Here is a 24,519-nt window from a genome sequence, read left to right as displayed (position 1 = left end):
AAAGTTATCAGCAGGTGAATCTGGCATACAGCCGATAAACGGTAAATGCCATCGGCTGATATTCGGCCATTCACCACGCTATACGCGCGTTGTAGACGCAACCTTGGCTTAAATGCCCTGTTCACTGGAGCGGGGCGGGTGTCGCCTGTTACCATTCGCCCTTTGTTTGACCTTCTTTTTCGAGACTTGCCATGACCACCGTCCGCACGCGCATCGCGCCATCGCCTACCGGGGACCCCCACGTAGGTACCGCTTACATCGCATTGTTCAACTACTGCTTTGCCAAGCAGCACGGCGGTGAGTTCATCCTGCGGATCGAGGACACCGACCAGCTGCGCTCGACCCGCGAATCGGAACAGCAGATTTTCGACGCCCTGCGCTGGCTGGGCATCGACTGGAGCGAAGGCCCGGACGTCGGCGGCCCGCACGGTCCGTACCGGCAGAGTGAGCGCGGCGATATTTACCAGAAGTATTGCCAGCAGTTGGTCGAAATGGGCCATGCCTTCCCGTGCTTCTGCACCGCCGAAGAGCTGGACCAGATGCGCGCCGAACAAATGGCCCGTGGCGAAACCCCGCGTTACGACGGCCGCGCGCTGTTGTTGTCCAAGGAAGAAGTGGCGCGCCGCCTGGCCGCTGGTGAACCGCACGTGATCCGCATGAAGGTGCCGAGCGAAGGCGTCTGCGTGGTGCCGGACATGCTGCGTGGCGACGTGGAAATCCCGTGGGACCGCATGGACATGCAAGTCCTGATGAAGACCGACGGCCTGCCGACGTACTTCCTGGCCAACGTGGTCGACGACCACCTGATGGGCATCACCCACGTATTGCGCGGCGAAGAGTGGCTGCCATCGGCACCGAAACTGATCCTGCTTTACGAGTACTTCGGCTGGGAACAACCAGAGCTGTGCTACATGCCGCTGCTGCGTAACCCGGACAAGAGCAAGCTGTCCAAGCGCAAGAACCCGACGTCGGTGACTTTCTACGAGCGCATGGGCTTCATGCCTGAAGCCATGCTCAACTACCTGGGCCGCATGGGCTGGTCGATGCCGGACGAGCGCGAGAAGTTCTCGCTGCAGGAAATGGTCGACAACTTCGACCTCAAGCGCGTCTCTCTTGGCGGGCCGATTTTCGACATCGAGAAGCTGTCGTGGCTCAACGGCCAGTGGCTGCGTGACCTGCCGGTGGAAGAATTCGCCGCGCGCGTGCAGAAGTGGGCGTTCAACTCCGAATACATGATGAAGATCGCGCCGCACGTTCAGGGCCGCGTCGAGACCTTCAGCCAGGTGGCACCACTGGCCGGGTTCTTCTTTGCCGGTGGCGTGAACCCCGATGCCAAGCTGTTCGAATCGAAGAAGTTGTCGGGTGACCAGGTTCGCCAGTTGATGCAGTTGATCCTGTGGAAACTCGAAAGCCTGCGCCAGTGGGAAAAAGACAACATCACCGCGACCATCCAGGCGGTGGTCGAATCCCTGGAGCTGAAGCTGCGTGACGCCATGCCGCTGATGTTCGCCGCGATCACAGGGCAGGCCAGTTCGGTGTCGGTGCTTGATGCAATGGAAATCCTCGGGCCGGACCTGACCCGTTTCCGTCTGCGCCAGGCGATCGACCTGCTGGGCGGCGTGTCGAAGAAAGAAAACAAGGAGTGGGAAAAGCTGTTGGGCGCGATCGCCTGATTTCCCCCTGTAGGAGCTGCCGCAGGCTGCGATCTTTGATCTTGCTTCTATAAAGCCAACGTCAAAAGATCGCAGCCTGCGGCAGCTCCTACAGGTCCGTGTTCTGTGTAAACCTCCCGGATTTACGGGCGAGGGCGGTAAGTGGTTGTTATGTCGGCAAAAAATTTTAAATTTTTTGAAAAATAAGTTTGACAGGCTTTCGATACACCCTTAAGATTCGCCCCGTCCTCAGCGATGACATCGAAGATGCATCAACGATGAGGGGCTATAGCTCAGCTGGGAGAGCGCTTGCATGGCATGCAAGAGGTCGACGGTTCGATCCCGTCTAGCTCCACCAATTTACACTTCAAGGTCTGGCCACACCGGCCTTGAAGCGATCAACACTCAGCGTTGATCTGTTGTATAGAAGGGTTTGCGTCCCCTTCGTCTAGTGGCCTAGGACACCGCCCTTTCACGGCGGTAACAGGGGTTCGAGTCCCCTAGGGGACGCCAGTTTTACAGAAACGATGTTGCAAGATGTCGTTCCGCCGCGAGGCGAAAAATCCGGGGCTATAGCTCAGCTGGGAGAGCGCCTGCATGGCATGCAGGAGGTCAGCGGTTCGATCCCGCTTAGCTCCACCAATTTTACAAGTTCAAGGTCTGGCCACACCGGCCTTGAATCGATCAGCTCTCAGCACTGATCAGTTGTATAGAAGGGTTTGTGTCCCCTTCGTCTAGTGGCCTAGGACACCGCCCTTTCACGGCGGTAACAGGGGTTCGAGTCCCCTAGGGGACGCCACGATTACCCGCTCTGCGGGATTTTATAAGGGTCATTCAATTATTGAATGGCCCTTTTGTTTGTCTGGCGTTTGGCCAAATCTCCCTCTTCCTCTCAAACTGTTCTTCAGACCAGCGGTCACATCCATGACTTGCAGAATATTATTATGAGAATAATATTCTAGTCGTAATATTCGGAGGCAACGATGAACGATAAAAAAGCTCAAACCCGCGAACGCATCCTCAAGGCTGCCAGCGCCGCGCTGATCCAGCGTGGTCCGGCCGAGCCGAGCGTTGGCGAAGTGATGGGCGCAGCCGGCCTGACGGTCGGCGGCTTTTATGCGCACTTCGAAAGCAAGGACGCCATGATGCTGGAGGCGTTCAAGCAGTTGCTGGGTCACCGCCGTGACCTGATTGCCGACATGGATGCCCAATTGACCGGTGAAGAGCGCCGCACCCTGGTCGCAGCGTTTTATCTGTCACGCAAGCACCGCGACTCCAGCGAGTCGGCGTGCCCGATCCCGGCCTCGATCGGTGAGCTCGGTCGCCTGCCCGAGGCGTTTCGAATCGCGCTGAATGAACACATGGAGCTGATGGTCGCGCAGTTGGCGGCCAGTCCTGAAGACACCGACAAAGCCCTGGCCGACCTGGCCTTGATGGTGGGCGGCCTGGCGCTGGCACGGGCGCTGGGCCCCGGTGATTTATCCGATCGATTGCTGCGCGCGGCCAAGTCGGCGGTGCGTTGATCTGAAGGCTGCGGCCTGGGGAGAATGCGATGAGCACGTTGAAGTGGGTTCGTGGCGTTAATGGCACCTTGGGCTGGTTCGCCCCGAAGCTGGTGGCGAGCAAGATGCGCCTGGCGTTCATGACGCCGCGCGACTTCCCGCCCCGTGACTGGGAGCTGCCGCTGCTGGCAAAGTCGGAGCGCATCACCTTGCGTTTCGGTCTGTCGGCACTGCGTTGGGGGCAGGGCCCGGCAGTATTGCTGATGCACGGCTGGGAAGGGCGGCCCACGCAGTTCGCGAGCCTGATCACGGCGCTGGTCGATGCCGGTTATTCGGTGGTCGCCCTGGACGGCCCGGCCCATGGTCGCTCTCCCGGGCGCGAGGCGAACGTGGTGCTGTTCGCCCGTGCCATGCTCGAAGCCGCCGCCGAGTTACCGCCGCTGCAAGCGGTCATCGGCCACTCCATGGGCGGCGCCAGTGCGATGCTCGCCGTGCAGTTGGGCCTGCGCACCGAAACCCTGGTCAGCATTGCTGCCCCGGCGCGGATTCTCGGAGTATTGCGCGGTTTCGCCCGCTATGTAGGGCTGCCGCCGAAAGCCCGTTCGGCGTTCATCCGCCAGGTCGAGACCGATGTCGGCATGCGCGCTGCGATGCTGGATGTCGCGCACTACCAGCTCGACATGCCAGGCCTGATCGTGCATGCCGAAGACGACACCCACGTTCCGGTCAAGGAATCGCAACTGATCCACGAAGCCTGGTTCGACAGTTGTCTGCTGCGCCTGCAGGAAGGCGGCCATCAGCGGGTACTGGCCGACCCACGGGTCATTGATGGCGTGTTATCACTGCTGGCTGGTCGCAGCCTGCAATCGCGCCAATCGGCCTGAGCATCCGTTACACTGCCCCGGTCGAATCAATCTGACCGGGGAGTGGGGCATGGGCTGGGATCGGGCAACGCCGTTTATCATTGATCTGCAAGTGGGGGCCGAGGACATCGATGGGCTGGGGCACGCCAATAACGCGGTGTACGTGACCTGGCTCGAACGCTGTGCGTGGCGCCACTCCCAGCGCCTTGGCCTGGATCTGGTCGAGTATCGGCGCCTGGACCGGGCGATGGCGGTGGTGCGCCACGAGATCGATTATCTGGCAGCCGCCTATGAAGGCGACGAGTTGCAATTGGCGACCTGGATCGTCGATTGGGACCAGCGCCTGAAAATGACCCGGCATTTCCAGTTGAAGCGCCCCAGCGACAACACCACCCTGCTGCGCGCCCAGACCACTTTCGTCTGCATTGAACTGTCCAGCGGCAAACCCAAGCGCATGCCGGCCGAATTCATCGAAGGCTATGGCCCCGCCATCCAAACCCCTGCCTGACACAATCCCCCTGTAGGAGCTGCCGCAGGCTGCGATCTTTTGATCTTAAAATCAAAGTCAAGAGATCGCAGCCTGCGGCAGCTCCTACAGGGGGGTGAAACCCGGTAAACTACCGCACGTTTTTTCCTTGAGTAGTGTTTTCCCCATGCAAATTGCCCTGGCGCCCATGGAGGGGCTGGTCGACGACATCCTGCGCGACGTACTGACCCGAGTGGGTGGCATCGACTGGTGCGTGACCGAGTTCATTCGGGTCAACGACCAGTTGCTCACGCCGGCCTACTTCCACAAATTCGGCCCGGAATTGCTCAACGGTGCCCGGACGGCCTCCGGTGTGCCGCTGCGTGTGCAGCTGTTGGGTTCGGATCCTGTGTGCCTGGCGGAAAACGCCGCGCTGGCCTGCGAACTGGGCTCTGAAGTGATCGACCTGAACTTCGGTTGCCCGGCCAAGACGGTGAACAAGTCCCGTGGCGGCGCGGTGTTGCTCAAGGAGCCCGAGCTGCTCAACCAGATCGTCGAGCACGTGCGACGCGCCGTGCCCGCGCACATTCCGGTGACCGCCAAGATGCGCCTGGGCTTCGACAGCCCGGACGGTTCGCTGGTCTGCGCCACGGCGCTGGCCGAGGGCGGCGCCGAGCATATCGTGGTGCATGCCCGGACCAAGGTCGATGGCTACAAGCCGCCGGCGCATTGGGAGTGGATCCCGCGCGTACAGGAAGTGGTCAAGGTGCCGGTGTTCGCCAACGGCGATATCTGGAGCGTCGAAGACTGGCGCCGTTGCCGGGAAATCAGTGGTGTGGAAGACATCATGCTCGGTCGCGGCCTGGTCTCGCGCCCCGACCTGGCCCGGCAGATTGTCGCGGCCAAGGCCGGTGAAGAGGTCGTCGAGATGACCTGGGCCGAGCTGTTGCCATTGATCCAGGATTTCTGGCTGCAAGCCAAGGCGCAGATGACCGCGCGTCAATCGCCCGGTCGCCTGAAGCAATGGCTGGCCATGCTGACGCGCAACTATCCCGAGGCGGTCGAGCTGTTCAGCGTGCTGCGCCGTGAGACGGAACTGGACCAGGTGTCGCGTTTGCTGGGGCTCCAGGTGGCTGAAGCGGCCTGAAAAAAATCTTCAAAAAATCTCTTGAAATGCACTCAGCGGTCCCTATCTAAGGGTTACGCGATGCCGAATTCGGGTCGCGGAGACAAAAAACCTTGCTGATTGTTTCAGGAGATTTGAACCATGAGTACTGCATTTTCCCTGGCTCCACTGTTCCGTTCCTCTGTCGGTTTCGACCGTTTCAACGACCTGTTCGAAACCGCGCTGCGCAACGAGCCGGGCAGCACCTACCCACCCTACAACGTTGAAAAACACGGCGACGATCAATACCGCATCGTCGTGGCGGCGGCCGGCTTCCAGGAAGAAGACCTGGACCTGCAAGTCGAGAAGGGTGTGCTGACCATCAGCGGTGGCAAACGCGACGCCAATGAGGACGTGACCTTCCTGCACCAGGGCATCGCCCAGCGTGCGTTCAAGCTGTCGTTCCGCCTGGCCGATCACATCGAGATCAAGGCCGCGGACCTGCGCAACGGTCTGTTGAGCATCGACCTGTTGCGGGTGGTTCCGGAAGAGGCGAAAGCCAAGCGCATCCCGATCAACGGGACGCAAAAACCGGCTCTGCAACACTAAGCAAGAGCAGAAAAAGGGCGCCATCAGGCGTAATGCCAGTCAGTTAAGCTGACTGGCATTTTTATTTCTGATCGGATACTTCGGCGATTTGAGCCGGATGGTTCGGGGATAAATACGCTCCTCTCGCCGATGAGGCAGGACATAGTGCGGCGCTGAAGCATGAAGCTCGGCCAGGTATTTGGGGATGTTCCCGGAGCGGTCGGCCGAGACGCTGTTGATAAACCCTAAAATTGCCCAGGTGCAGGCGGTAAAACTCATTTCGCACGGGTAAATTCCCGGACAGTGACGGCTCATTTCTACCATCTGATAGCGCAACAGGTTGTAGCCCAGCAACACGCCCCACAGCTCCTGCTCGATCATCTCGGGTGTCTTGCTGCGCAAGGTATAGCTGCTGTTGAGCAGCGTCTGTTTCATCTCCCGAAAGCCCAATTCGATCTCCCATCGCTGGCTGTACAGGTCGACTATTTCGTCAGACGGGAAGCGCAGCGGGTCGGTCATCGACGTCAGGATCTGACGCACCTTGCCCTTGACGGTTTTGCTCAGAAGGCGCGCAATCAGGCGCTCGGGCAGTCCCGGCCATTGCTTGCGGGCCTGCGGCGAAGTGCTTAACGAGACCATGGCATCCTGACGGCCCAAACGCTGAACAACTTCGTACTGCGCACCCTTGCGCAGTGGCATCAGCCAATGGCGCTCGGTGCCTGCTTGCTGCCACTGGTGCAGCAATCCCAGGGAGTAGAAACCTCGATCGAATAGGGTCAACGAGTGATCGGGCGTGGTGTCGATCAGTTGTTCGGCCAGTTTCATTTCGTTGCTGCGATAGCCATCAAATGCGCTGCCGATCAACATGTGGCTCGTCAATTCCATCTGACAGACCATGCGTACCTGGGGAAAACCGGTGTCGCCGTGCTGGTTACTGGCCGAATCGTAGCGCGCTCGATTTTCGCGGGTGTCAGGCGTTCGCCAGACGACACCGTCGACGCTCAACAAGCGCAAACCGGCCCAAGTCGGATGGTCAGCTGCTTCATGCCAACTTTTCTGAGTCAGGTCGAAGACTTGTCGTACGGCTTCGCTACCTAGTCTCTGACGTGCCTGGACTACGGCGCTGGGGGCCACTAACGGGCGTTGCCCCGGCAGCATGATGTTCATGCGACTGACCACATCCCACGCCGACATGCGCCGGAAGAACGCCATGGAAATCACGCACCAGAGCATCATTTCCAGCGGCAAGCGCCGCTTGCGCAGCGTCGCCACGCCGGCCTGTTCAAGCGCCTGCTCGACCAAAGAAGGATCGAGTAAGGAATCCAATCCCTCGATTGAGTTTGGAGTGGAAGCGAAGTTGTGGGTCAGTTCCAGTGCCCGAGCGAGACGCATAAAAAAATCCGATGCCAGTTCAGGCATCGGATTTTGATTTCTTGCGGCCAAAGGTCAAGCGAGATGGCTTAACTGATCGGCATTAGCCATCAGGCGCCCTTTTTTGTGCTTGTAATTCGCTCAGATCAAGTCCAGCCGTAACGCACCAGATGAAAGAAAATCGGTGCGGCAAAGCACACCGAGTCCAGTCGATCGAGCATGCCGCCATGGCCTTCGATCATATGCCCCCAGTCCTTGACGCCGCGGTCGCGCTTGATCGCCGACATGACGATGCCGCCGGCGAACCCCAGCAAGTTGATCAGCAGGGCGATGACCAGTGACTGCCAGGGGGTGAACGGCGTGATCCACCACAAGGCACAGCCGATCAGCGAGGCCAGGACAATGCCGCCGACAAACCCTTCCAGGGTCTTGGAGGGCGACAGGTTCGGGGCGATCTTGCGTTTGCCGAACAGTTTACCGCACACGTACTGCAGCACATCCGACATCTGCACCACGATCACCAGATAGGCGATCAACAGCAGGTTGCGCCCCTCATAGCCGGCGATGTCCAGGGTCAGCAAGGCGGGTACATGGGAGACGCAGAACACCGCGATCATCAGGCCCCACTGGACTTTCGAGGCGCGCTCGAGGAAGTGCGTGCTGTCGCCGCCCAGGGACGCGAGGATCGGCAGGAGCAAGAACACGTAGACCGGAATGAAGATCGAAAACAGCCCGTACCAGTCGTAGTAGATCAACAGGTACTGCAGCGGCAGCGCCAGGTAGAAGGCCGCGACCAATGCCGGGTAGTCGCTGCGGCGGGTGGGCGTGAGGGTGAGGAATTCGCGCAGGGCGTAGAACGACACGGTGTAGAACAGCAGGATCACCGCGCCGGTGCCGAGCCAGAAGGCGACCCCGATCACCAGTACCATCACCCACCAGGCGTTGATCCGCGCGTTGAGGTTGTCGATCACCGGGTTGTCGGTACCGCGGGTGCGGCGCTTGAGCACCAGGCCGATGATCGAGGCCAGCAGCAGGAACGCGCCAATCCCGGCGAACAACATCAAGGTCTGTCTGTCCATGTCAGGCATGCTCCCCGGCCAGGCTCAGCAGCGCTTCGCGACTGCGTTCGAGGAACTGCGCCTTGCTTTCGTCTTCGTCGATGGCCAGCGCGGCACCAAAGCTGATGGTGCATAACAGCGGCAGCGGCAGCACACGCCCCTTGGGCATGACGCGGTTGAGGTTGGCGATCCACACCGGGATTACCTGCGCCTGGGGATACTGCTTTGCCAGGTGATACAGCCCGCTCTTGAAGGGCAACAGGCCGTCTTCGGGATTGCGGGTGCCTTCCGGAAAAAGGATCAGCGAATCGCCGCGCTCCAGGGCGTCGAGCATCGGCTGCAAGGGATTGTCGGTACTGTCCTTGCGCTCGCGGTCAATCAGCACGCCGTTGAACACCCGGTTGATGATGTACCGGCGCAGGGGGCTCTTGAGCCAGTAATCCGCACCGGCAACCGGTCGCGTGATGCGGCGCAAGGTCGGCGGCAAGGAGGCCCACAACAGCACGAAATCGCCATGACTGCTGTGGTTGGCGAAGTAGATGCGCTGTACCGGTTGCGGCGCACAACCGAGCCAAAGGCTGCGCGCTCCGGTGAGCAGGCGCGCGGCCGAGGTGATGAGGGTGGCAACCACGGGTTCCAGCATGAGAACTCCTTATCCGGCATAGGCCAGCCAGGGGCCGGCCAGGATGAACACCAGGGTCAACAACAGTTGGGCCGCCACCAGCAATGCCTGGCGGCGTAACAGTTTCAAGGCGCCGGCGATGCGTTCGCTCCAGGGGCGGCCGCCGCGCTCGGCAGGTTGCAGGCCCAGGGTCGTCAGCGCCTGGTCCAGGTCTTGGGTGCGCTGGGGCAGGTCTTCGGCACGGTCGGCCAGATGGCGGAACAGATCGGCGTCGAAGGCTACCCGCAGTGCCCAGTATTTTTGCCACAGGCCGAGCACCAGTAGTCCGCCGCTGCAGGCCAGGCTCCACAACCCCGGGCCGGGCATCAGGTACTGGCCCAGGCCGAGCAAGGCGCCGAGCAGGGTGAGGCCGCTGGACAATCGATCCAGGGAGTCGCCACGACGCAACAGACTGGCTGTCACCTGCAGTTGCATATCAATGGACACCTTTCTTCTCCATGCGGGTCGCCAGCGGCGCCAGCGCCTCTCGGTGCAGGAGACCCAGAACAATCCCCGGGCGTGCGCGCTGGATCACCAAAAAGGCTTCGGCGACACTGCTGGCCCGCCCGGTGTGCAGCAGCCAGGCGGCGACTGCGGTGGCGCTGCGCGAATAACCCAAGGCGCAGCAGACCAGTAGCGGCCCGTGCTGGCGCAGGCTTTCGATGGCCAGCGCGGCTTCCTGGCATTGCAAGGGGGTGGGGGTGGTCAAGTCCAGCACCGGTAGCGTGCGATAGGCGACGCTGCCAGGATCGAGCGACAGTTCGGCACACAGGTCGAACACGGCACTGAAGGGGCTGCCCTTGAGTTCCCGGCCAGTCGGTATGCGTCCGAGCCAGACGTCATCGATTACCTGGTCGGGTAGTGGATTGTTGCGCGTCCACAGGCGCGAATTGAGCCAAGCGGCAGCCAGGTAGGGCGCCATCAACCAGCGTGCGGCAGGGGACAGGCGTCCATCGGCGCCTTTCTGAAAACCTTCTGCACCCAGCACGGCGTAATTGAGCGCCACCAGCAGCAAGGCCGATGCAGGCCAGGTCAGCCACAGCCAGATGCCCCCGAAGCTGAAGGCCGGGACGGCAAAAGCAGCAGCCCCCACCAGGTAATACAGCGCCAGTTGCCAGCGTTTTTTCCCGGTTGGCAGTCGGGCGCGCTGCAAAGGGCCAGGTCCCTCCAGCGGCCACAGCCAGACACACAGCCAGCCAAGCAGCACGCCGGTCGGCAGATCGATGAAGTGGTGCTGGTAAGTGGTCAGCACCGAGATCCCGATGAGGATGAACCAGGCATGCATCACTGCGCGCCAGAGGTCCTGCAAGTGTCTGTGATAGCAGGTCCACAGGATCACCAGCAAGGCGATGTGCAGGGATGGCGCCTGATTGAATGGCTTGTCAAAGCCTGCCAGGACATCGAACAGCCAGCCGAATACGCCGTCCAGTTCCGGCCGGGCGAAAGTGAAGCGCAACGGCCAGATCAGGAAACAGCTGACCGCAATGAGTTGCGCGGTCAGCAGGCGCAAGGCGTGGCGCTTGAGTTCCTGGCGACTGTCGGGTAGTAACAGAGACAACCCGTACAGCAAGTCGATGGACCAGTAGGGAACAATGGTCCAGGCCCAGAACGGCATGTGGTTTTCCCAGCCGAACACCAGGCTGCCGACATCGTCGCGCTGGGTGGTGAACCAGGTGGCAAACCCGTAGGTGCCGAAGAACAACGGCGCCAGGAGCAGCAGCCAGAGCAGCGCAGGTTTGAGCAAACCGGGCTCGCGCGCCGTCGTCACATTGCGCAGCATCAAGACACCCGTTGCGCGAGAGCCACGCTGAAAATGCCCCACTCGTCGACGCGCATGCCGACCTTGCGAAAGCCGGCGGCCTCCACCAGTTGGTCCATTTCCACCTGGGTGCGCCGGCGCATGACCCAGGCCTGACCTTCACGGTGGCTGGTCAAGGCGCGGGCGATCAGTTCCAGTTGCGGATGCCAGGGTTGACCGGTGTAGACCAGGTATCCGCCAGGCTCCACCGCTTCGGCCAGGCCGACGAGGGAACCAGCGACCATTTGGTTGTCGGCGAACAGCTCGTACAGACCGGAGACCACCGCCAGGGTCGGCTTGGGTTGCAGCGCAGCCAGGTCTGCACGGTCGAAGGCGTCGCCCTTGACGAATTGTGCGATCCCTTCCAGGCCTTTTTCGCGGATCAGCGCGCTGCCGTCGCGCACGTTGATGTCGCTGTAGTCGCGCAACAGGATCGACTCGGGTAACGGGCTGACGCCCTGCAGGGCTTCGAGAATGTAGCGTCCGTGGCCGGCGGCGATGTCGACGATGCGCACTTCGCGGCCCTGGTCGCGTAATTGTTGCATCGCCAGGCGCAGCAGTTCTTCGACGTGCAGCTTGCGTTGGCGAATGCCGCGCCAGCCGATGGAATCGAGGTAATTGCGGTCGATCAGGCGGCCGACACCCGACTTGCCCGTGGCTGTGTTGCGGTAGACGTAGTCCAGGGTGCTCCCGGAGTCGAAACCGGTGTCGAACCCCAGCTTGATCCCGGACGACAGTTGGCTGCCCAGGCGCATGCTGGCGCGGGTCATGCGCCAATACAGGTCGCGCAGTGAGTTGTGCGGCAGCGGCGCGGCCAGCGATTCGGATTCAGCGCAGGTCAGGCCCAGGCGATCGGCATTCAGCAGGCTGGGGCGTTCGCTCGGCTGTGCGAAGTTCTGCTGGATGAAGCGACGTGCGCTGGCGACGGCGTGCCCGCGGTTCTTTTCGCCCAGGGTGTCGTGGAAGAACCCCGGCAGGATGTGTTTTTCCTTGCGCAGGCTGCCCAGGCGCTCGAAGAACTGTTCCTGGGGTTGGCGATGCACGACGAAGTCGGCACCGGAGATCAACAGCTGGGTGGGTATTGTTATGGCCTGGGCATCGGCCACGACCCGTTCGGCGGCATCGTAGAGACCGAGCAGGACATTGACTGAAATGGCCTTGGTGATCAGCGGATCGCTGTCGTAGCTGGCGACGCGCAGCGGGTCGTGGCTGAGAAAGCGCGCCTTGACGTAGCTGTTGACGAAAAAATTGCCGCGCCATCGACGCATCAGTGCCAATCCCTGGCGGGCGAAGGGCACATAGAGCTTGACCTTGAACGCCGGGGACGCCAGCACCAGCGCTCGGATGCGCGGCGCGTAATCGTGGGCCCAGGTGGCGACGATCACCGCGCCGACGCTTTGCGCGATCACCGCAATATTTTCTTCGTCGATCTGATAGGTCGCGCCCAGGTGCTCGCAGAAGGTCTGCACGTCCCGCACGCTGGTGGCAAAACCGGGGCTGTCACCCCGGGCACCGGGCGAGAGGCCGTGGCCCCGGGAATCCCAGGCGAAGAAGTCAAAACCGGGCAGGTCCAGTTCATCCACCAGATGGGCAATGCGCCCGGAGTGTTCGTGACCGCGGTGAAACAGCAACACGGCCTTGCGCGGCTCCCCCGGTTCAGGGGTGCCGGGCCAGTGTCGGTAGAACAGTTGCACGTCGTCGTGGGTAGTAAATGTCTGTTGTAGTGCTTCACGCATTGCCATTTCCTTCGGCTGAAGAGCTGTCGATGTGTACTTCCCTGAGGCCCTGGCGGACCCGATTGACCAAGGTGCAGACCAGTAGCATCGCGATGATCGCGAACACCGCGTTGATCCAGACCGGGCTGATCCAGCCCGGTACGATGCCAGCGGCCACCACCCCCAGGACAAACGCCCGGTCACTTTTGCCCATGGGCCCGTCATAGCGCCGCGAAGCCCCGACCATCGGCCCCAGCACGCCGCTGTACTCGCTGAACAAGGCGAGCAGCGCCACCAGCAACACCAGCCACAGGCTGACGCCGGGCAGCAGGGCGAACGGCAGGATCAGGGCGCAGTCGGCAGTGATGTCGCACAGCTCATTCAAATACGCCCCCAAACGCGACTGCTGGTTGAATTCCCGAGCCAGCATGCCGTCGATGGCGTTGAGCGCCATGCGCACGATCATCCAGATGGGTACCAGTGCAAAGACCCAGGGGTGATGCACGAAACTTGCGATCACCAAGCCCACCAGGATCGAGCCGATGCCGGCGATCAGGGTGATCTGGTTGGCGGTGGTGCCGTTGTCGAACAGGCGCTGGACCAGGGGGCGCAGGAGGTTTTGGAACGCGGGTTTGATCTGGTAGATGCTGGGCACGTTGGAGAGGTCTCGGCCTTGGATAGTTGGGGCTGGGGATATGGTTACTGAGTGTAGATGGCATCTTGGGATGGATTTGGTGATGGCGCCTGGTGTGTGGGGTTAATGCTCGAAGCATGTCAGGGATTCGTCCATGGCGTGGCCAGTGACAGCGTGATGAGGTAACGCTCCTCGGTGGGGTGCCTGTAATCCGTGAAACGATTGACCACCATCATCACCTGATACTGGGTGCCTGCATGCCAGTAGGATGTGCCGCCTTTGTTTGCATCGCGTAATTGGGCACGCCAATACGGCATGTCCGCGAACGGTGGGAAGTCATTGACCCTGATGGGTACCCAGCCAGCATTGCGCCATTGCTCCTGTAGATCCAGCACGACCTTGAGTGTGTCGTCGAGCAGCAGCGGCTCGATTTGTGGGGACATGCGGACACTGCTGACCCGCTCATCATCGAAACTCACGGTAAAGAAACGGGCCAATGGGGTCACAAAGCCGTATTGAGGGTCTGCGAAGCGCAGGCGAGCATCAGACTTGGCCTGCCGCCCCCAATAGTGTCCGGGAATGGCTGGATCAATGGCCGCACTGGAGCGACGGCGCATATCCTCCCAAGGTTCGCCGATCAACAGGGCAATTTCCGGCTCATCCGATAGGGCCTCGATCGCGGCCAGTGTCAGGAGGGCCGCGACTGCCAGTACTAACATGCCGCATCGCCAGCCCATGCGTTGCATCAGGTTCATCGCACGCCGCCGCCCCAGGCGATATCCCGAATCGATTGCTCCAACTGCTCGCGTTTGTCGCTATGCAAGAGATCATCAAACTGCTCGGCAGCTCTGAGCACGAAGGCCATACGCTGATTAACATAGGACAGGTTGGCAGTGAGGCTGTTGCTGAAACCCACGGTACGTCCGTCATCGATACGGCGGCATTGACTGGCCAACGTCAGTTCGATGGCTTCAGCGGCACCAGACGGGATACCGACCAAGTAGGAAAGATGATTGCTGGAAACCGGATCCCCTTCGCGAGCATGGGCGAAGCCAAACATCGTCACGCGGGTATCGGTGTCCAGCACCTCGCCACCGCAACTGGTTTTGACGCCCTTGCGAATGAAATATCCTTTAGCCATTGCCGCAACTCCTTGTCTGTTGCCGATCAAATTGCGCCCGCCTCCTAAGAAATGGAAGCAGGGCAAAGTGCAGCGCAAGGGTTCTATATGAGGCAGTCAGGCGTAAATCGGACGTTTCCGGAATGTGTGTAGGAAGGGGGATTGAATCCCTGGTAGATACAGGGCACGTTGGAGATGTCTCGGCCATGGATGGTAGGGCCTGGGGATATAGTTACTGAATGTACATGGCATCTTGGGATGGATTCGGTTACGAAGCCTGGTGAGTGGGTTTAATGCTGAAAGCGTGGTTTTGTCACGACGAGGTAAACTCAGGGATTCGTCCATGGAGTGGCTAGTGATAGCGTGATTAGGTAGCGCTCCTCGGTTGGGCGCTTCTCGTCCCTGAAACGACCAACCACCAGCATCACCTGGTACTTGTCGTCTGCATGCCAATAGGATGTTCCGCCCTTGTTCACGTCGCGCAATCGGGCTCGCCACTCTGGCGTGTCGGCGAACGGTGGATCTTCCTTGATGCGGATGGGTGTCCAGCCGGCCTTGCGTAATTGGTCTTGCAGATCCAGTACGACCTTGAGGGTATCGTCGAGCAGCAGTGGCTCGACTTGTGGGGACATACGGACACCGTCTATCCGTTCATCACGTCCAAAACCCACTGTGAAGAACCGGGCCAGTGGGGTTACAAAGCCAAACTCAGGATCTGCGAAACGCAGGCGGGCATCAGACTTGGGAACATTGAACCAGGAGTGCCCAGATATGACTGGATCGATTCTTGCGCTGGAACGCTGGCGCATGGCTTCGTACGGCTCACCAATTACCAGCGAAATTTCCGGTTCATTCGATAGGGCCTCAATCGCGGCCAGTGTCACGAGGACCGCGACTGGCAGTGCCAATATGCCGTGTCGCCAACCCATGCGTTGCATCAGGTTCATCGCACGCCTCCACCCCAGGCAATATCCCGAATCGATTGCTCAATCTGCTCGCGCTGGTCGCCCTGCAGCAGATCATCAAATTGCTGCGCCGCCCTCAGCACGAAAGCCATGCGCTGGTCGATGTTGGCCAGGTTGGCAACGGGGTTGTTGCCAAAACCAATAGTGCGCCTGTCATCGACGGGGCTGCATTGGCTAGCCAGCGTCAGTTCAATGGCTTGGGCAGCACCGGAGGGCAAGTTAGTGACGTATGAGGCATGGTTACCGCGCAGCAGCCATTTCAGCCCCCAGTCGTCATACATCGCGGGTTGCAGAATATTTCGCTGTTCGTGTTTGGCCAGATGCTCAACGCTTTCAGCGATGTTACCTGTTTCAATCGCTTCAAAGGCTTGCAGGATTTCCTTATGGTCAGTCCCGAATCTCAGCTTTTCCTGTCCGACCGGCCACAGCACCGGATACTGCCCACTCCCATAGATGTTTTTCCGTGAAGGCAGGCAATCCTTCAGCGCCTCCAGCCCACGTTCCCTGTAGAACACATGCAACGGATACACATCCAGGAACAGCGTGGTATTGCCCATCGCCAGCATCTCGTACACAAACCGGTACATCCGCTGCGAGTACGTCAAGGGCATGTCGGCACCCCAGTGGGTGAAGCCCCACACCGGGTTGTCACGGTTGGCCTGTTCGTACTCGTGCTGGCGCTGCTCGAACTCGCGAATTTTCGCGCGCTTTTCCCACTCGCTGCGGCTGAACAAGCCTCCGAATCCTTGTCTGGCACTGTCCCTCAGTTGCTGAATCGCCTGCTCTTCCGCCTGCATCTTCTCGATCGTTTCGGCCGCATGCAGCAACCCACAACCCACTTGTTTCGAGGCGAAGGCCGCCAGCCCTGCCCACTGAAATCGTGGATCGAGGCGCCACAATTGCGCGTAGGCGGCATTGATCGCCTTGTTGCGCGTCTTCGGATCGGCGATCAGTTTGCCGCCCGGCGCCACGACGTTTTCGACCCTTTGCTGATACCCGCGCCAAAGGTTTTCACAGACTGTCCCCGGCCGTTCGCTGAGCGTGGGTGTGGGTGCCCGCGCTGAAGTGAAACTGGATGGTTGCGGTGTGACCGGGTGGTTGGGCGCAACCGGCGCGGCTTCCTGTTGAGGGTCGCTCCTCACGGCTTGCGGCGCTGCACCCTGTATGGACTCATAGCTGATGTTGGTAAACGAGGGGTTAAGCCCGGCCTTGCAGGGACAGCTGCTGCGGCTATCCAGCGAGCCAGCTGCCAGCCTACCGTGACTGTCAAAGGACGAAATACCACCGACAATCTTGTAGGTTTCGTCGTTCTTGCCACAGGAAACCGGATCCCCCTCGCGAGCATGGGCGAAGCCGAACATCATGATGCGGGTATCGGTTTCCAGCACCTCGCCACCGCAACTGGTCTTGTCGCCCTTGCGAATGAAATATCCCTTGGCCATGGCTGCAACTCCTTGTCTGATGACGATCAAATTGCGCCTGCCTCCGAAGGAATGAAGGCAGGGCAAAGTGCAGCGCAAGGGTTCTATACGAGGCAGTCAGGCGTAAATCGGACGCTTCCGGCATGCGTGTAGGAAAGGGATATTCAGCCAGTGAGTTCGTTCCTACAGGAGCTTCTGCAGATCCTCCACCGGTAGCGGCCGGCTATGCAGGTACCCCTGGTAGAGATGGCAGCCCAAGCCTTGCAGGAACTCCAGCTGTTCCAGGGTCTCCACCCCTTCGGCGATGATCTTCAGTTCCAGGCTGCGGGCCATGGCGACGATGGCGCGGATGATCTCGGCGTCGTTGGGGTCGGTGGTGGCGTCGCGGATGAACGACTGGTCGATTTTCAGGGTGTCGACCGGCAGGCGCTTGAGGTAGGTGAGCGAGGAGTAGCCGGTGCCGAAATCGTCCATGGCAAAGCTCACGCCGAGCTTTTTCAGGCGCAGCATCTTGTTGATGGTGTCTTCCAGGTTCTGGATGACGATGCCTTCGGTGATTTCCAGTTTCAGCAGCGAGCAGGGCAGGCCGTAGGTGGCGAGGCTGCTTTCGATGCGCTCGACGAAATCGTTCTGGCGGAACTGGCGCGGGCTGATGTTGACGCACAGGCTGAATTGCAGCGGGTCCACCAGGCCGTCGGCGATCAGTTTCTTGAAGGCCTGGCAGGCTTCATCGACGATCCAGGTGCCGACCTCGAGGATCAGTCCGCTGTCTTCCAGGACCTTGATGAACTCGGTGGGCGACTGTGCGCCGAGTTCGGGATGGTTCCAGCGCACCAGCGCTTCGGCGCCGACGATGCGGTTATCCCGGGCGTCCACCTGGGGTTGGTAATGCACGCGAAACTCACCGCGCGACAATGCCAGGCGCAGGTCGGTTTCCATGCGCAGGCGTTCGCTCGCGGCCTTCTGCATGGTGTTGTGGTACATCTGCGCGGTATTGCGCCCCGAATCCTTGGCCCGATAAAGGGCGATGTCGGCGCGCTTGAGCAAGTCGGTCGGCGTCGAGCCGTGGTCGGGAATCAAGGCAATGCCGATGCTCGGCGTCACCTGCAGGCGCTGGCCGTCGAGGAACATCGGTTCGGACAGCAGTTCACGAATGGTATCGGCCAGCTCGCGGACCTGATCGCTGACCTGGTTGCGCGTGCCTTCGAGGCCGCTGAGCAACACCACGAACTCATCACCGCCCAGGCGCGCGACGGTGTCTTCCATGCGCACGCTGGCTTCCAGGCGCGCGGTGATGATTTTCAGCACCGTGTCGCCCACCGGATGGCCGAGGGAATCGTTGATGTGCTTGAAGTGGTCGAGGTCGAGGAACATCAACGCGCCGCGCAGGTTGTGGCGCTTGAGCAGGGCGATCTGCTGGCTCAGGCGATCCATCAGCAGGGCGCGGTTGGGCAGGTTGGTCAGGGGGTCGTGGTAGGCCAGGTGGCGGATCTGCGCCTCGGCATTTTTCAGCAGGCTGACGTCCCGGGCGGTCAGCAGCAGGCACGCGGTTTCGTTGAGGGTGATCGGTTCTACTGAGACCTCGACCGTCAGCAACTCGCCGCGCTTGTTGCGCCCGAGCATCTCCAGGTGATGTACCCGGCCCTTGATCTGCAGTTCGGCGAGTAAGGTCGAGCGCTGTTTCTCTTCGGCCCAGATCCCCACCTGGTACACGGTGCGGCCGATCACTTCGTCGGCGCGGTAGCCGGTCAGGCGGCAGAAACCGTCGTTGACCTCCAGATAACGTCCGGTATCGCGTTCAGTGATGGTGATGGCGTCGGGGCTGGAGTGGAAGGCCTTGGCGAACTTCTCTTCGCTGGCCTTGAGCGCCGCTTCCGAGCGTTGCTGCTGGGTGATGTCGCGCAGCGTGGTGACGACGCACGGCTGTTCGCTGACGTTGATCTGGCGGCTGGAGATCACGCAGGTCAGCGACTGCCCGTCCTTGTGCTGGACGAGGATCGCCACATTGTTCAGGCCTTGCTCGCGGATCACCTGTTCGATCCGTTGCAGGCTTTTTGCCGAGGCGTCCCACAGGCCGATTTCGTCGGCGCTGCGCCCGATCACATCGGCGGCGCTCCAGCCGAAGGTCTGGGTGAAGCTGGAATTGATTTCGATGAATTGCCCGGTGTCCTGGCGGGTCACGCAGATCGGGTCGGGGCTGACCTGGAACAGGGTGGCGAATTTCTCTTCGGAGGCCACCAGGCGTTGTTCGCGCTCGACCTGGTCGGTGATGTCGAGCAGGGTGCCGGCCATGCGCAAGGGCACGCCGTTTTCATCGCGGTAGAGGCGGGCGCGGCTCTCCAGATAGCGTGAGCTGCCATCCGGCATTTGCACCCGATAGGTCAGCTGGTAGTTGCCGGCCGGGCCTTCGCGCAGGCTGCGGTAGGCATCGCGCATGGTGTCGCGTTCTTCACCGGGCACGCCTTCGAAAAACTCGTCGAAGGATTCATGGAACGGCTTGGCCTCCATGCCGTGCAACTGTGCGGCGCGGGCCGAGCCATACAGCATGCCGCTGGGAATGTGCCAGTCCCAGGTGCCCAGTTGCGCCGAGTCCAGGGCCAGGTCGAGGCGCTCCTGGCTGTCTTTGAGGGCGTGTTCGGCGGCTTTGCGTTCGGTGGTGTCGAGGAAGGTGCTGAGCAGATAGGGCTGGCCTTCGAGTTCGACCTTTTGCGCACTGAGGATGCCATCGTGGATCTGCCCGTTGCTGGCGCGAAACTGCACCTCCATGCTGGTCAGCTCGCCTTTGGCCTTGGTGGCCTTGACCAGTTGTGCGCGTTGTTCGGGGTTCACCCAGAGGCCCAGTTCCAGGGTGGTACGGCCGATCGCGTCCTGGACCGGCCAGCCGAACAGGCTTTCGAAATACTGGTTGGCTTCGGTGATCAGGCCGTCTTCCTGGCGCGTCAGCAGGACCATGTTCGGGCACAGGTGGAACAGCGTGGCGAAGCGTTTCTCCGAGCTACTCAGCGCCTGTTCGCGCTGGCGTTGGTGGGTGATTTCGCGGATCACGCCAATCATCCGTGGACGGCCGTGCTTGTCCGGCAGCAGGCTGCCGCTGATCTCCAGCCAGTGCAGGCTGCCGTCGGGCCAGCGAACGCGGTGGTGCATCGCTTGCTCCAGCGGCGCGCCACCGATCACGGCATGGAAGGCGCGAAGGGTCTTGGCCCGGTCTTCCACAGGCAACAAGTCAAGGTATTCCAGGTCGGCCGGCAACGGTTGCCGGGGATCGAAGCCAAACAGTGCCTGGGTGCCCCGGGACCAGCTGATCTGCCCACGCTCGATGTCCCAATACCAGGCGCCCAGGCGCGCGCCGTTGAGCGCGGCCAGCAATTGCGAGGCACTTTCCCAGCTCTGTTCGGAGCTTTTCGGGTCAAGCGCCTGGATGCGCGGCATTGGCGGAATACGGTCAACAGATTTCGGCATTGGCAAGCCTTGGGCTGAATTGTGTATCGGGTACAGGAATTCGCGGCTCTATAGGAGTAGCACAAGTTAGCCTTGAGTCCCTGGCAGATCGATCTGGCCATCCAGCAAGGCCATGAAGGCCCGTGCTGCATTCGATAGCGTCCTTTCAGTGTGCAGGATATAGCCTAGCTGGCGAGTCAGTTGTATGCCCGGCAAAGGTATCCGCGCAACCTGGTCATCGAGCATGGTCCGTGGCAGGACGCTCCAGGCCAGGCCGATCGACACCATCATCTTGATGGTTTCCAGGTAATTGGTGCTCATGGCGATGTTCGGCGTCAGGCCCTGGGCTTCGAACAGGCGCTGGACGATGTGGTGGGTAAAGGTGTTGCCGCCGGGAAACACCGCCGGATGGCGGGCGATATCCACGAGGCTGACCTTGCCATTGTTGAGCAGCGAATGCTCGGGGGCGACCACGAAGTCCAGCGGGTCGTCCCACACCGGCGTGGCCTTGACCAGGGCGTGGGGTTCCGGCGCCAGGGTGATCACCGCCAGTTCGGCCCTTCCGTGGAGGATTTCTTCGTAGGCGACTTCCGAATCGAGAAACTGGATATCCAGCGCCACCTCGGGATAGCGCCGGGTGAACTCCCTTAATAAGGGTGGCAAACGGTGCAGGCCGATGTGGTGACTGGTGGCCAGGGTCAGGCGACCGCTCACCTCCCCGGTGAGGTTGGTCAGGGCGCGGCGCGTATCATCGAGGACATTGAGAATCTGGTAGGCCCGGGGCAGCAGGGCGCGGCCGGCTTCGGTCAGGCCGACTTCGCGGCCCAGCCGATCGAATAGCCGCACCTTCAGTTGCTGCTCCAGCCCGGCGATGCGCTTGCTGATCGCCGGCTGAGTCAGGTGCAAGCGTTCGCCGGCTCCGGAGAAGCTTCCGGTCTCGGCGATGGCAATAAAGGCATTAAGGTTGGCCAGGTCCATGCTCGTATTCCAGTTGGTTATCCAAAGCATAAAAAATATGAATTTGAGTTATTTAATGTAACCCCATAGGATCAGCCTCACAAGCCAAGGGGTTATTGAATCGCTCAAGACCCAGGGCATAGAAAGAAGCTGATGAGGAAACCGTCTGATGGCCGGCAAAACGCTCTACGACAAGCTCTGGGATTCGCATTTGGTCAAGCAGCGCGACGATGGCTCCGCGCTGATCTACATCGATCGTCACATCATCCATGAAGTGACCTCGCCACAAGCCTTCGAAGGCCTGCGGCTGGCCGGGCGCAAGCCATGGCGCATCGATGCCAACATCGCGACCCCGGACCACAACGTACCGACCACCCCTGAGCGCAAGGGCGGCATCGCGGCCATTGCCGACGAGGTTTCGCGTTTGCAGGTCCAGACCCTCGACGACAACTGCGATGAATACGGCATCGTCGAATTCAAGATGAACGACGTCCGCCAAGGCATCGTCCACGTCATCGGCCCGGAGCAGGGTGCCACCTTGCCGGGCATGACCGTGGTCTGCGGCGACTCCCATACCTCGACCCACGGCGCGTTTGGTGCCCTGGCTCACGGTATCGGCACCTCCGAGGTCGAGCATGTGCTCGCTACCCAGTGCCTGGTCGCCAAGAAAATGAAGAACATGCTGGTTTCCGTCGAAGGCAAGTTGCCGTTCGGCGTGACCGCCAAGGACATCGTCCTCGCCGTGATCGGCAAGATCGGCACCGCCGGCGGTAACGGCCACGCCATCGAGTTCGCCGGCAGCGCGATTCGTGACCTGTCCGTCGAAGGCCGCATGACCATCTGCAACATGTCCATCGAGGCCGGTGCTCGCGTTGGCCTGGTCGCCGCTGACGAAAAAACCGTGGCTTACGTGAAGGGCCGTCCATTCGCCCCGAAAGGCGCGGAATGGGACGTGGCCGTCGAAGCCTGGAAAGACCTGGTTTCTGATAAAGACGCCAAGTTCGACACCATCGTTGAACTCGACGCGACCCAGATCAAGCCGCAAGTCAGTTGGGGCACTTCGCCTGAGATGGTCCTGGCGGTGGATCAAAACGTGCCGGACCCTGCCAGGGAGATGGACCTGGTCAAACGCGATTCGATCGTGCGCGCCTTGAAGTACATGGGTTTGACTGCCAACCAGGCGATCACCGACATTCAGCTGGACCGCGTATTCATCGGCTCCTGCACCAACTCGCGGATCGAAGACTTGCGCGCCGCAGCCGTCATCGCCAAGGGCCGCAAAGTGGCCTCGACCATCAAGCAAGCCATCGTGGTGCCGGGCTCGGGCCTGGTGAAGGCGCAGGCCGAAGCCGAAGGTCTGGACAAGATCTTCCTTGAAGCCGGTTTCGAATGGCGCGAGCCGGGTTGCTCGATGTGCCTGGCGATGAACCCGGACCGTTTGGAGTCCGGCGAGCATTGCGCTTCCACGTCGAACCGAAACTTCGAAGGCCGTCAAGGCGCCGGTGGCCGTACCCACCTCGTCAGCCCGGCCATGGCCGCGGCCGCCGCTGTGAACGGTCGTTTCGTCGACGTCCGTGAATTGATCTAAAGGAGCGCAGCATGAAAGCTTTTACCCAGCACACTGGACTTGTCGCGCCTCTGGATCGTGCCAACGTCGACACCGACCAGATCATCCCGAAGCAGTTCCTGAAGTCGATCAAGCGCACCGGTTTCGGTCCGAACCTGTTCGACGAGTGGCGCTACCTGGATGTGGGGCAGCCGTATCAGGACAACTCCAAGCGTCCGCTGAACCAGGACTTCGTCCTCAACGCGGAGCGTTACCAGGGCGCCAGCGTACTGCTGGCCCGCGAGAACTTCGGTTGCGGCTCCAGCCGCGAGCACGCGCCATGGGCTTTGGAAGAATACGGTTTCCGCAGCATCATCGCGCCGAGCTATGCCGACATCTTCTTCAACAACAGCTTCAAGAACGGCTTGCTGCCGATCATCTTGAGCGATGCCGAAGTCGATGAGCTGTTCCAGCAGGTCGAGGCCAACCCCGGCTATCAGTTGCAGATCGATCTGCAGGCCCAGACCGTGACCCGTCCGGACGGCAAGGTGTTGAACTTTGAGATCGATGCCTTCCGCAAGCACTGCCTGCTCAACGGCCTGGACGATATCGGCCTGACCTTGCAGGACGGCGATGCGATTGCGGCGTTTGAAGCCAAGCATCGTGCGAGCCAGCCGTGGTTGTTTCGCGACGCGTAAAAATTGATTCAGGCAGGGCCGGCCTCTTCGCGAGCAAGCCCGCTCCCACATTGGATTTGTGGCGTAGACAAAACCCTGTGGGAGCGGGCTTGCTCGCGAAGACGGCAGCTCAGACGACACAAGGCTAAACCCCAAAAAGGAAGTTCCCATGACCAGCACCGCCCAGCACAGCCAGGTAGTCCAGAAGCAATTCGGTGAACAGGCCGCGGCCTACCTGAGCAGCGCCGTACACGCTCAAGGCACCGAATTCGCGCTGCTACAGGCCGAACTGGCAGGGCAGGGCGAAGCCCGGGTCCTGGACCTCGGTTGCGGCGCCGGTCATGTGAGTTTCCAGGTGGCGTCGCTGGTCAAGGAAGTGGTGGCCTACGACCTGTCGCAACAGATGCTTGACGTGGTGGCCGCTGCTGCCGTCGATCGTGGCTTGAGCAACGTCACCACGGTCAACGGCGCCGCCGAGCGCCTGCCATTCGCCGATGGCGAGTTCGACTTCGTGTTCAGCCGTTATTCGGCACACCACTGGAGCGATCTCGGCCTGGCCCTGCGGGAAGTGCGCCGGGTATTGAAGCCGGGCGGTGTTGCGGCATTCGTCGACGTGTTGTCGCCGGGCAGTCCATTGTTCGACACTTACCTGCAAAGCGTCGAAGTGCTGCGCGACACCAGCCATGTGCGCGACTATAGCGCCGGCGAGTGGCTGCGCCAGGTCAGTGAGGCCGGGCTGCATACCCGCAGCACCACCCGCCAGCGGCTGCGCCTGGAATACAGCTCCTGGGTCGAGCGCATGCGCACGCCACAGGTGATGCGCGCGGCGATCCGCGAATTGCAGCAGTCGATGGGCAACGAAGTACGCGAATATTTCGAGATTGAGGCCGATGGTTCGTTCAGCACGGATGTGCTGGTATTGATGGCCGAGCGATAGAATTTTTCCGGGCGCGCCCCCAGGGCGCACCGACTGATGACATGA

At 60.9% G+C, this 24,519-nt stretch carries 22 protein-coding genes and 4 tRNA genes; 13 read left to right on the top strand and 13 right to left on the bottom strand.

The features are described from left to right. Positions 1 to 191: 191 nt before the first annotated feature. The 10 genes from gltX to DKB71_RS23660 all read left to right on the top strand — a co-directional run bounded on the left by gltX (position 192) and on the right by DKB71_RS23660 (position 6,197). Entirely contained in the window at positions 192 to 1,673 is a 1,482-nt protein-coding gene (gene gltX / locus DKB71_RS23705) for a glutamate--tRNA ligase (RefSeq protein ID WP_323627166.1), read from the top strand. Between the two features lie 261 nt (positions 1,674 to 1,934). Continuing rightward, positions 1,935 to 2,010: transfer RNA gene (locus DKB71_RS23700), tRNA-Ala, on the top strand. Positions 2,011 to 2,089: 79 nt separating this feature from the next. After that, positions 2,090 to 2,165: transfer RNA gene (locus DKB71_RS23695), tRNA-Glu, on the top strand. Positions 2,166 to 2,218: 53 nt separating this feature from the next. Beyond that, a tRNA-Ala gene (locus DKB71_RS23690) sits at positions 2,219 to 2,294 on the top strand. An 81-nt stretch (positions 2,295 to 2,375) separates the two neighbouring features. After that, positions 2,376 to 2,451, top strand: a tRNA-Glu gene (locus DKB71_RS23685). Positions 2,452 to 2,635: 184 nt separating this feature from the next. Further along, entirely contained in the window at positions 2,636 to 3,175 is a 540-nt protein-coding gene (locus tag DKB71_RS23680) for a TetR/AcrR family transcriptional regulator (RefSeq protein ID WP_274075437.1), read from the top strand. 29 nt (positions 3,176 to 3,204) lie between these two features. Further along, positions 3,205 to 4,038, top strand: a complete 834-nt coding sequence (locus DKB71_RS23675) for an alpha/beta fold hydrolase (protein WP_408597769.1) — start codon at positions 3,205 to 3,207, stop codon at positions 4,036 to 4,038. Positions 4,039 to 4,087: 49 nt separating this feature from the next. Further along, positions 4,088 to 4,525 (top strand): thioesterase family protein, encoded by a 438-nt coding sequence (locus DKB71_RS23670; RefSeq protein ID WP_323627165.1) that lies wholly within the window; start codon positions 4,088 to 4,090, stop codon positions 4,523 to 4,525. Between the two features lie 145 nt (positions 4,526 to 4,670). Next, a complete protein-coding gene (locus tag DKB71_RS23665; protein WP_274075434.1) occupies positions 4,671 to 5,630 on the top strand; it encodes a tRNA-dihydrouridine synthase in 960 nt (319 codons plus the stop codon). Between the two features lie 120 nt (positions 5,631 to 5,750). Continuing rightward, positions 5,751 to 6,197, top strand: a complete 447-nt coding sequence (locus DKB71_RS23660; RefSeq protein ID WP_323606846.1) for an Hsp20 family protein — start codon at positions 5,751 to 5,753, stop codon at positions 6,195 to 6,197. Positions 6,198 to 6,236: 39 nt separating this feature from the next. Here the strand turns inward: DKB71_RS23660 and DKB71_RS23655 are convergent, their stop codons facing one another. The 13 genes from DKB71_RS23655 to DKB71_RS23595 form a co-directional block, all read right to left on the bottom strand. After that, positions 6,237 to 7,568 (bottom strand): IS4 family transposase, encoded by a 1,332-nt coding sequence (locus tag DKB71_RS23655; protein WP_408597766.1) that lies wholly within the window; start codon positions 7,566 to 7,568, stop codon positions 6,237 to 6,239. A gap of 125 nt (positions 7,569 to 7,693) precedes the next feature. Further along, complete coding sequence (locus DKB71_RS23650) at positions 7,694 to 8,626, bottom strand: phosphatidate cytidylyltransferase (protein WP_408597764.1); 933 nt, start codon at positions 8,624 to 8,626, stop codon at positions 7,694 to 7,696. A 1-nt stretch (position 8,627) separates the two neighbouring features. Continuing rightward, positions 8,628 to 9,248: a lysophospholipid acyltransferase family protein gene (locus DKB71_RS23645; RefSeq protein WP_408597762.1), complete on the bottom strand. Its 621-nt coding sequence runs from the start codon at positions 9,246 to 9,248 to the stop codon at positions 8,628 to 8,630. A 9-nt stretch (positions 9,249 to 9,257) separates the two neighbouring features. Then, positions 9,258 to 9,713, bottom strand: coding sequence for a hypothetical protein (locus tag DKB71_RS23640; RefSeq protein ID WP_408597760.1), 456 nt, complete (start codon positions 9,711 to 9,713; stop codon positions 9,258 to 9,260). Continuing rightward, positions 9,703 to 11,046 (bottom strand): phosphatase PAP2/dual specificity phosphatase family protein, encoded by a 1,344-nt coding sequence (locus tag DKB71_RS23635; RefSeq protein ID WP_408597758.1) that lies wholly within the window; start codon positions 11,044 to 11,046, stop codon positions 9,703 to 9,705. Before DKB71_RS23635 ends, DKB71_RS23640 begins: the two co-directional genes overlap by 11 nt. Further along, positions 11,046 to 12,800, bottom strand: coding sequence for a bifunctional alpha/beta hydrolase/class I SAM-dependent methyltransferase (locus tag DKB71_RS23630; RefSeq protein WP_408597756.1), 1,755 nt, complete (start codon positions 12,798 to 12,800; stop codon positions 11,046 to 11,048). The genes DKB71_RS23635 and DKB71_RS23630 overlap by 1 nt, the downstream gene beginning before the upstream one ends. Continuing rightward, positions 12,793 to 13,434 carry a CDP-alcohol phosphatidyltransferase family protein gene (locus DKB71_RS23625; RefSeq protein ID WP_408597754.1) on the bottom strand — a complete coding sequence of 214 codons (642 nt, stop codon included), beginning with the start codon at positions 13,432 to 13,434 and terminating at the stop codon, positions 12,793 to 12,795. The genes DKB71_RS23630 and DKB71_RS23625 overlap by 8 nt, the downstream gene beginning before the upstream one ends. 119 nt (positions 13,435 to 13,553) lie before the next feature. Next, the gene (locus tag DKB71_RS23620) at positions 13,554 to 14,168 is read right to left on the bottom strand and encodes a hypothetical protein (RefSeq protein ID WP_408597752.1); all 615 of its coding nucleotides are present in this window, start codon (positions 14,166 to 14,168) and stop codon (positions 13,554 to 13,556) included. After that, entirely contained in the window at positions 14,165 to 14,554 is a 390-nt protein-coding gene (locus tag DKB71_RS23615) for a DUF2515 family protein (RefSeq protein WP_408597750.1), read from the bottom strand. Before DKB71_RS23615 ends, DKB71_RS23620 begins: the two co-directional genes overlap by 4 nt. Positions 14,555 to 14,862: 308 nt before the next feature. Next, positions 14,863 to 15,480, bottom strand: a complete 618-nt coding sequence (locus tag DKB71_RS23610; RefSeq protein WP_408597748.1) for a hypothetical protein — start codon at positions 15,478 to 15,480, stop codon at positions 14,863 to 14,865. Then, positions 15,477 to 16,940, bottom strand: a complete 1,464-nt coding sequence (locus DKB71_RS23605; RefSeq protein ID WP_408597746.1) for a PAAR domain-containing protein — start codon at positions 16,938 to 16,940, stop codon at positions 15,477 to 15,479. Before DKB71_RS23605 ends, DKB71_RS23610 begins: the two co-directional genes overlap by 4 nt. Before the next feature lie 162 nt (positions 16,941 to 17,102). Further along, a complete protein-coding gene (locus DKB71_RS23600; RefSeq protein WP_408597744.1) occupies positions 17,103 to 20,378 on the bottom strand; it encodes a PAS domain S-box protein in 3,276 nt (1,091 codons plus the stop codon). A 66-nt stretch (positions 20,379 to 20,444) separates the two neighbouring features. After that, positions 20,445 to 21,335 carry a LysR family transcriptional regulator gene (locus tag DKB71_RS23595; RefSeq protein ID WP_408597742.1) on the bottom strand — a complete coding sequence of 297 codons (891 nt, stop codon included), beginning with the start codon at positions 21,333 to 21,335 and terminating at the stop codon, positions 20,445 to 20,447. A 148-nt stretch (positions 21,336 to 21,483) separates the two neighbouring features. On the opposite strand from DKB71_RS23595, the gene leuC reads away from it, so the two are divergent. The 3 genes from leuC (at position 21,484) to DKB71_RS23580 (ending at position 24,474) form a co-directional block, all read left to right on the top strand. Then, entirely contained in the window at positions 21,484 to 22,902 is a 1,419-nt protein-coding gene (gene leuC, locus DKB71_RS23590; RefSeq protein ID WP_408597740.1) for a 3-isopropylmalate dehydratase large subunit, read from the top strand. 11 nt (positions 22,903 to 22,913) lie between these two features. Then, positions 22,914 to 23,558 (top strand): 3-isopropylmalate dehydratase small subunit, encoded by a 645-nt coding sequence (gene leuD, locus DKB71_RS23585; protein WP_077185516.1) that lies wholly within the window; start codon positions 22,914 to 22,916, stop codon positions 23,556 to 23,558. Between the two features lie 148 nt (positions 23,559 to 23,706). Further along, on the top strand, positions 23,707 to 24,474 hold the full coding sequence (locus DKB71_RS23580; RefSeq protein WP_274075422.1) for a class I SAM-dependent methyltransferase: 768 nt from the start codon (positions 23,707 to 23,709) through the stop codon (positions 24,472 to 24,474). Positions 24,475 to 24,519: the final 45 nt, after the last annotated feature.

This window comes from Pseudomonas sp. PLMAX, from assembly GCF_046042685.1.
GTDB classification, from domain to species: domain Bacteria; phylum Pseudomonadota; class Gammaproteobacteria; order Pseudomonadales; family Pseudomonadaceae; genus Aquipseudomonas; species Aquipseudomonas putida_AE.
Note: the sequence above shows the minus strand (reverse complement) of the source record. Positions and strands in the feature narration are given on the sequence as shown.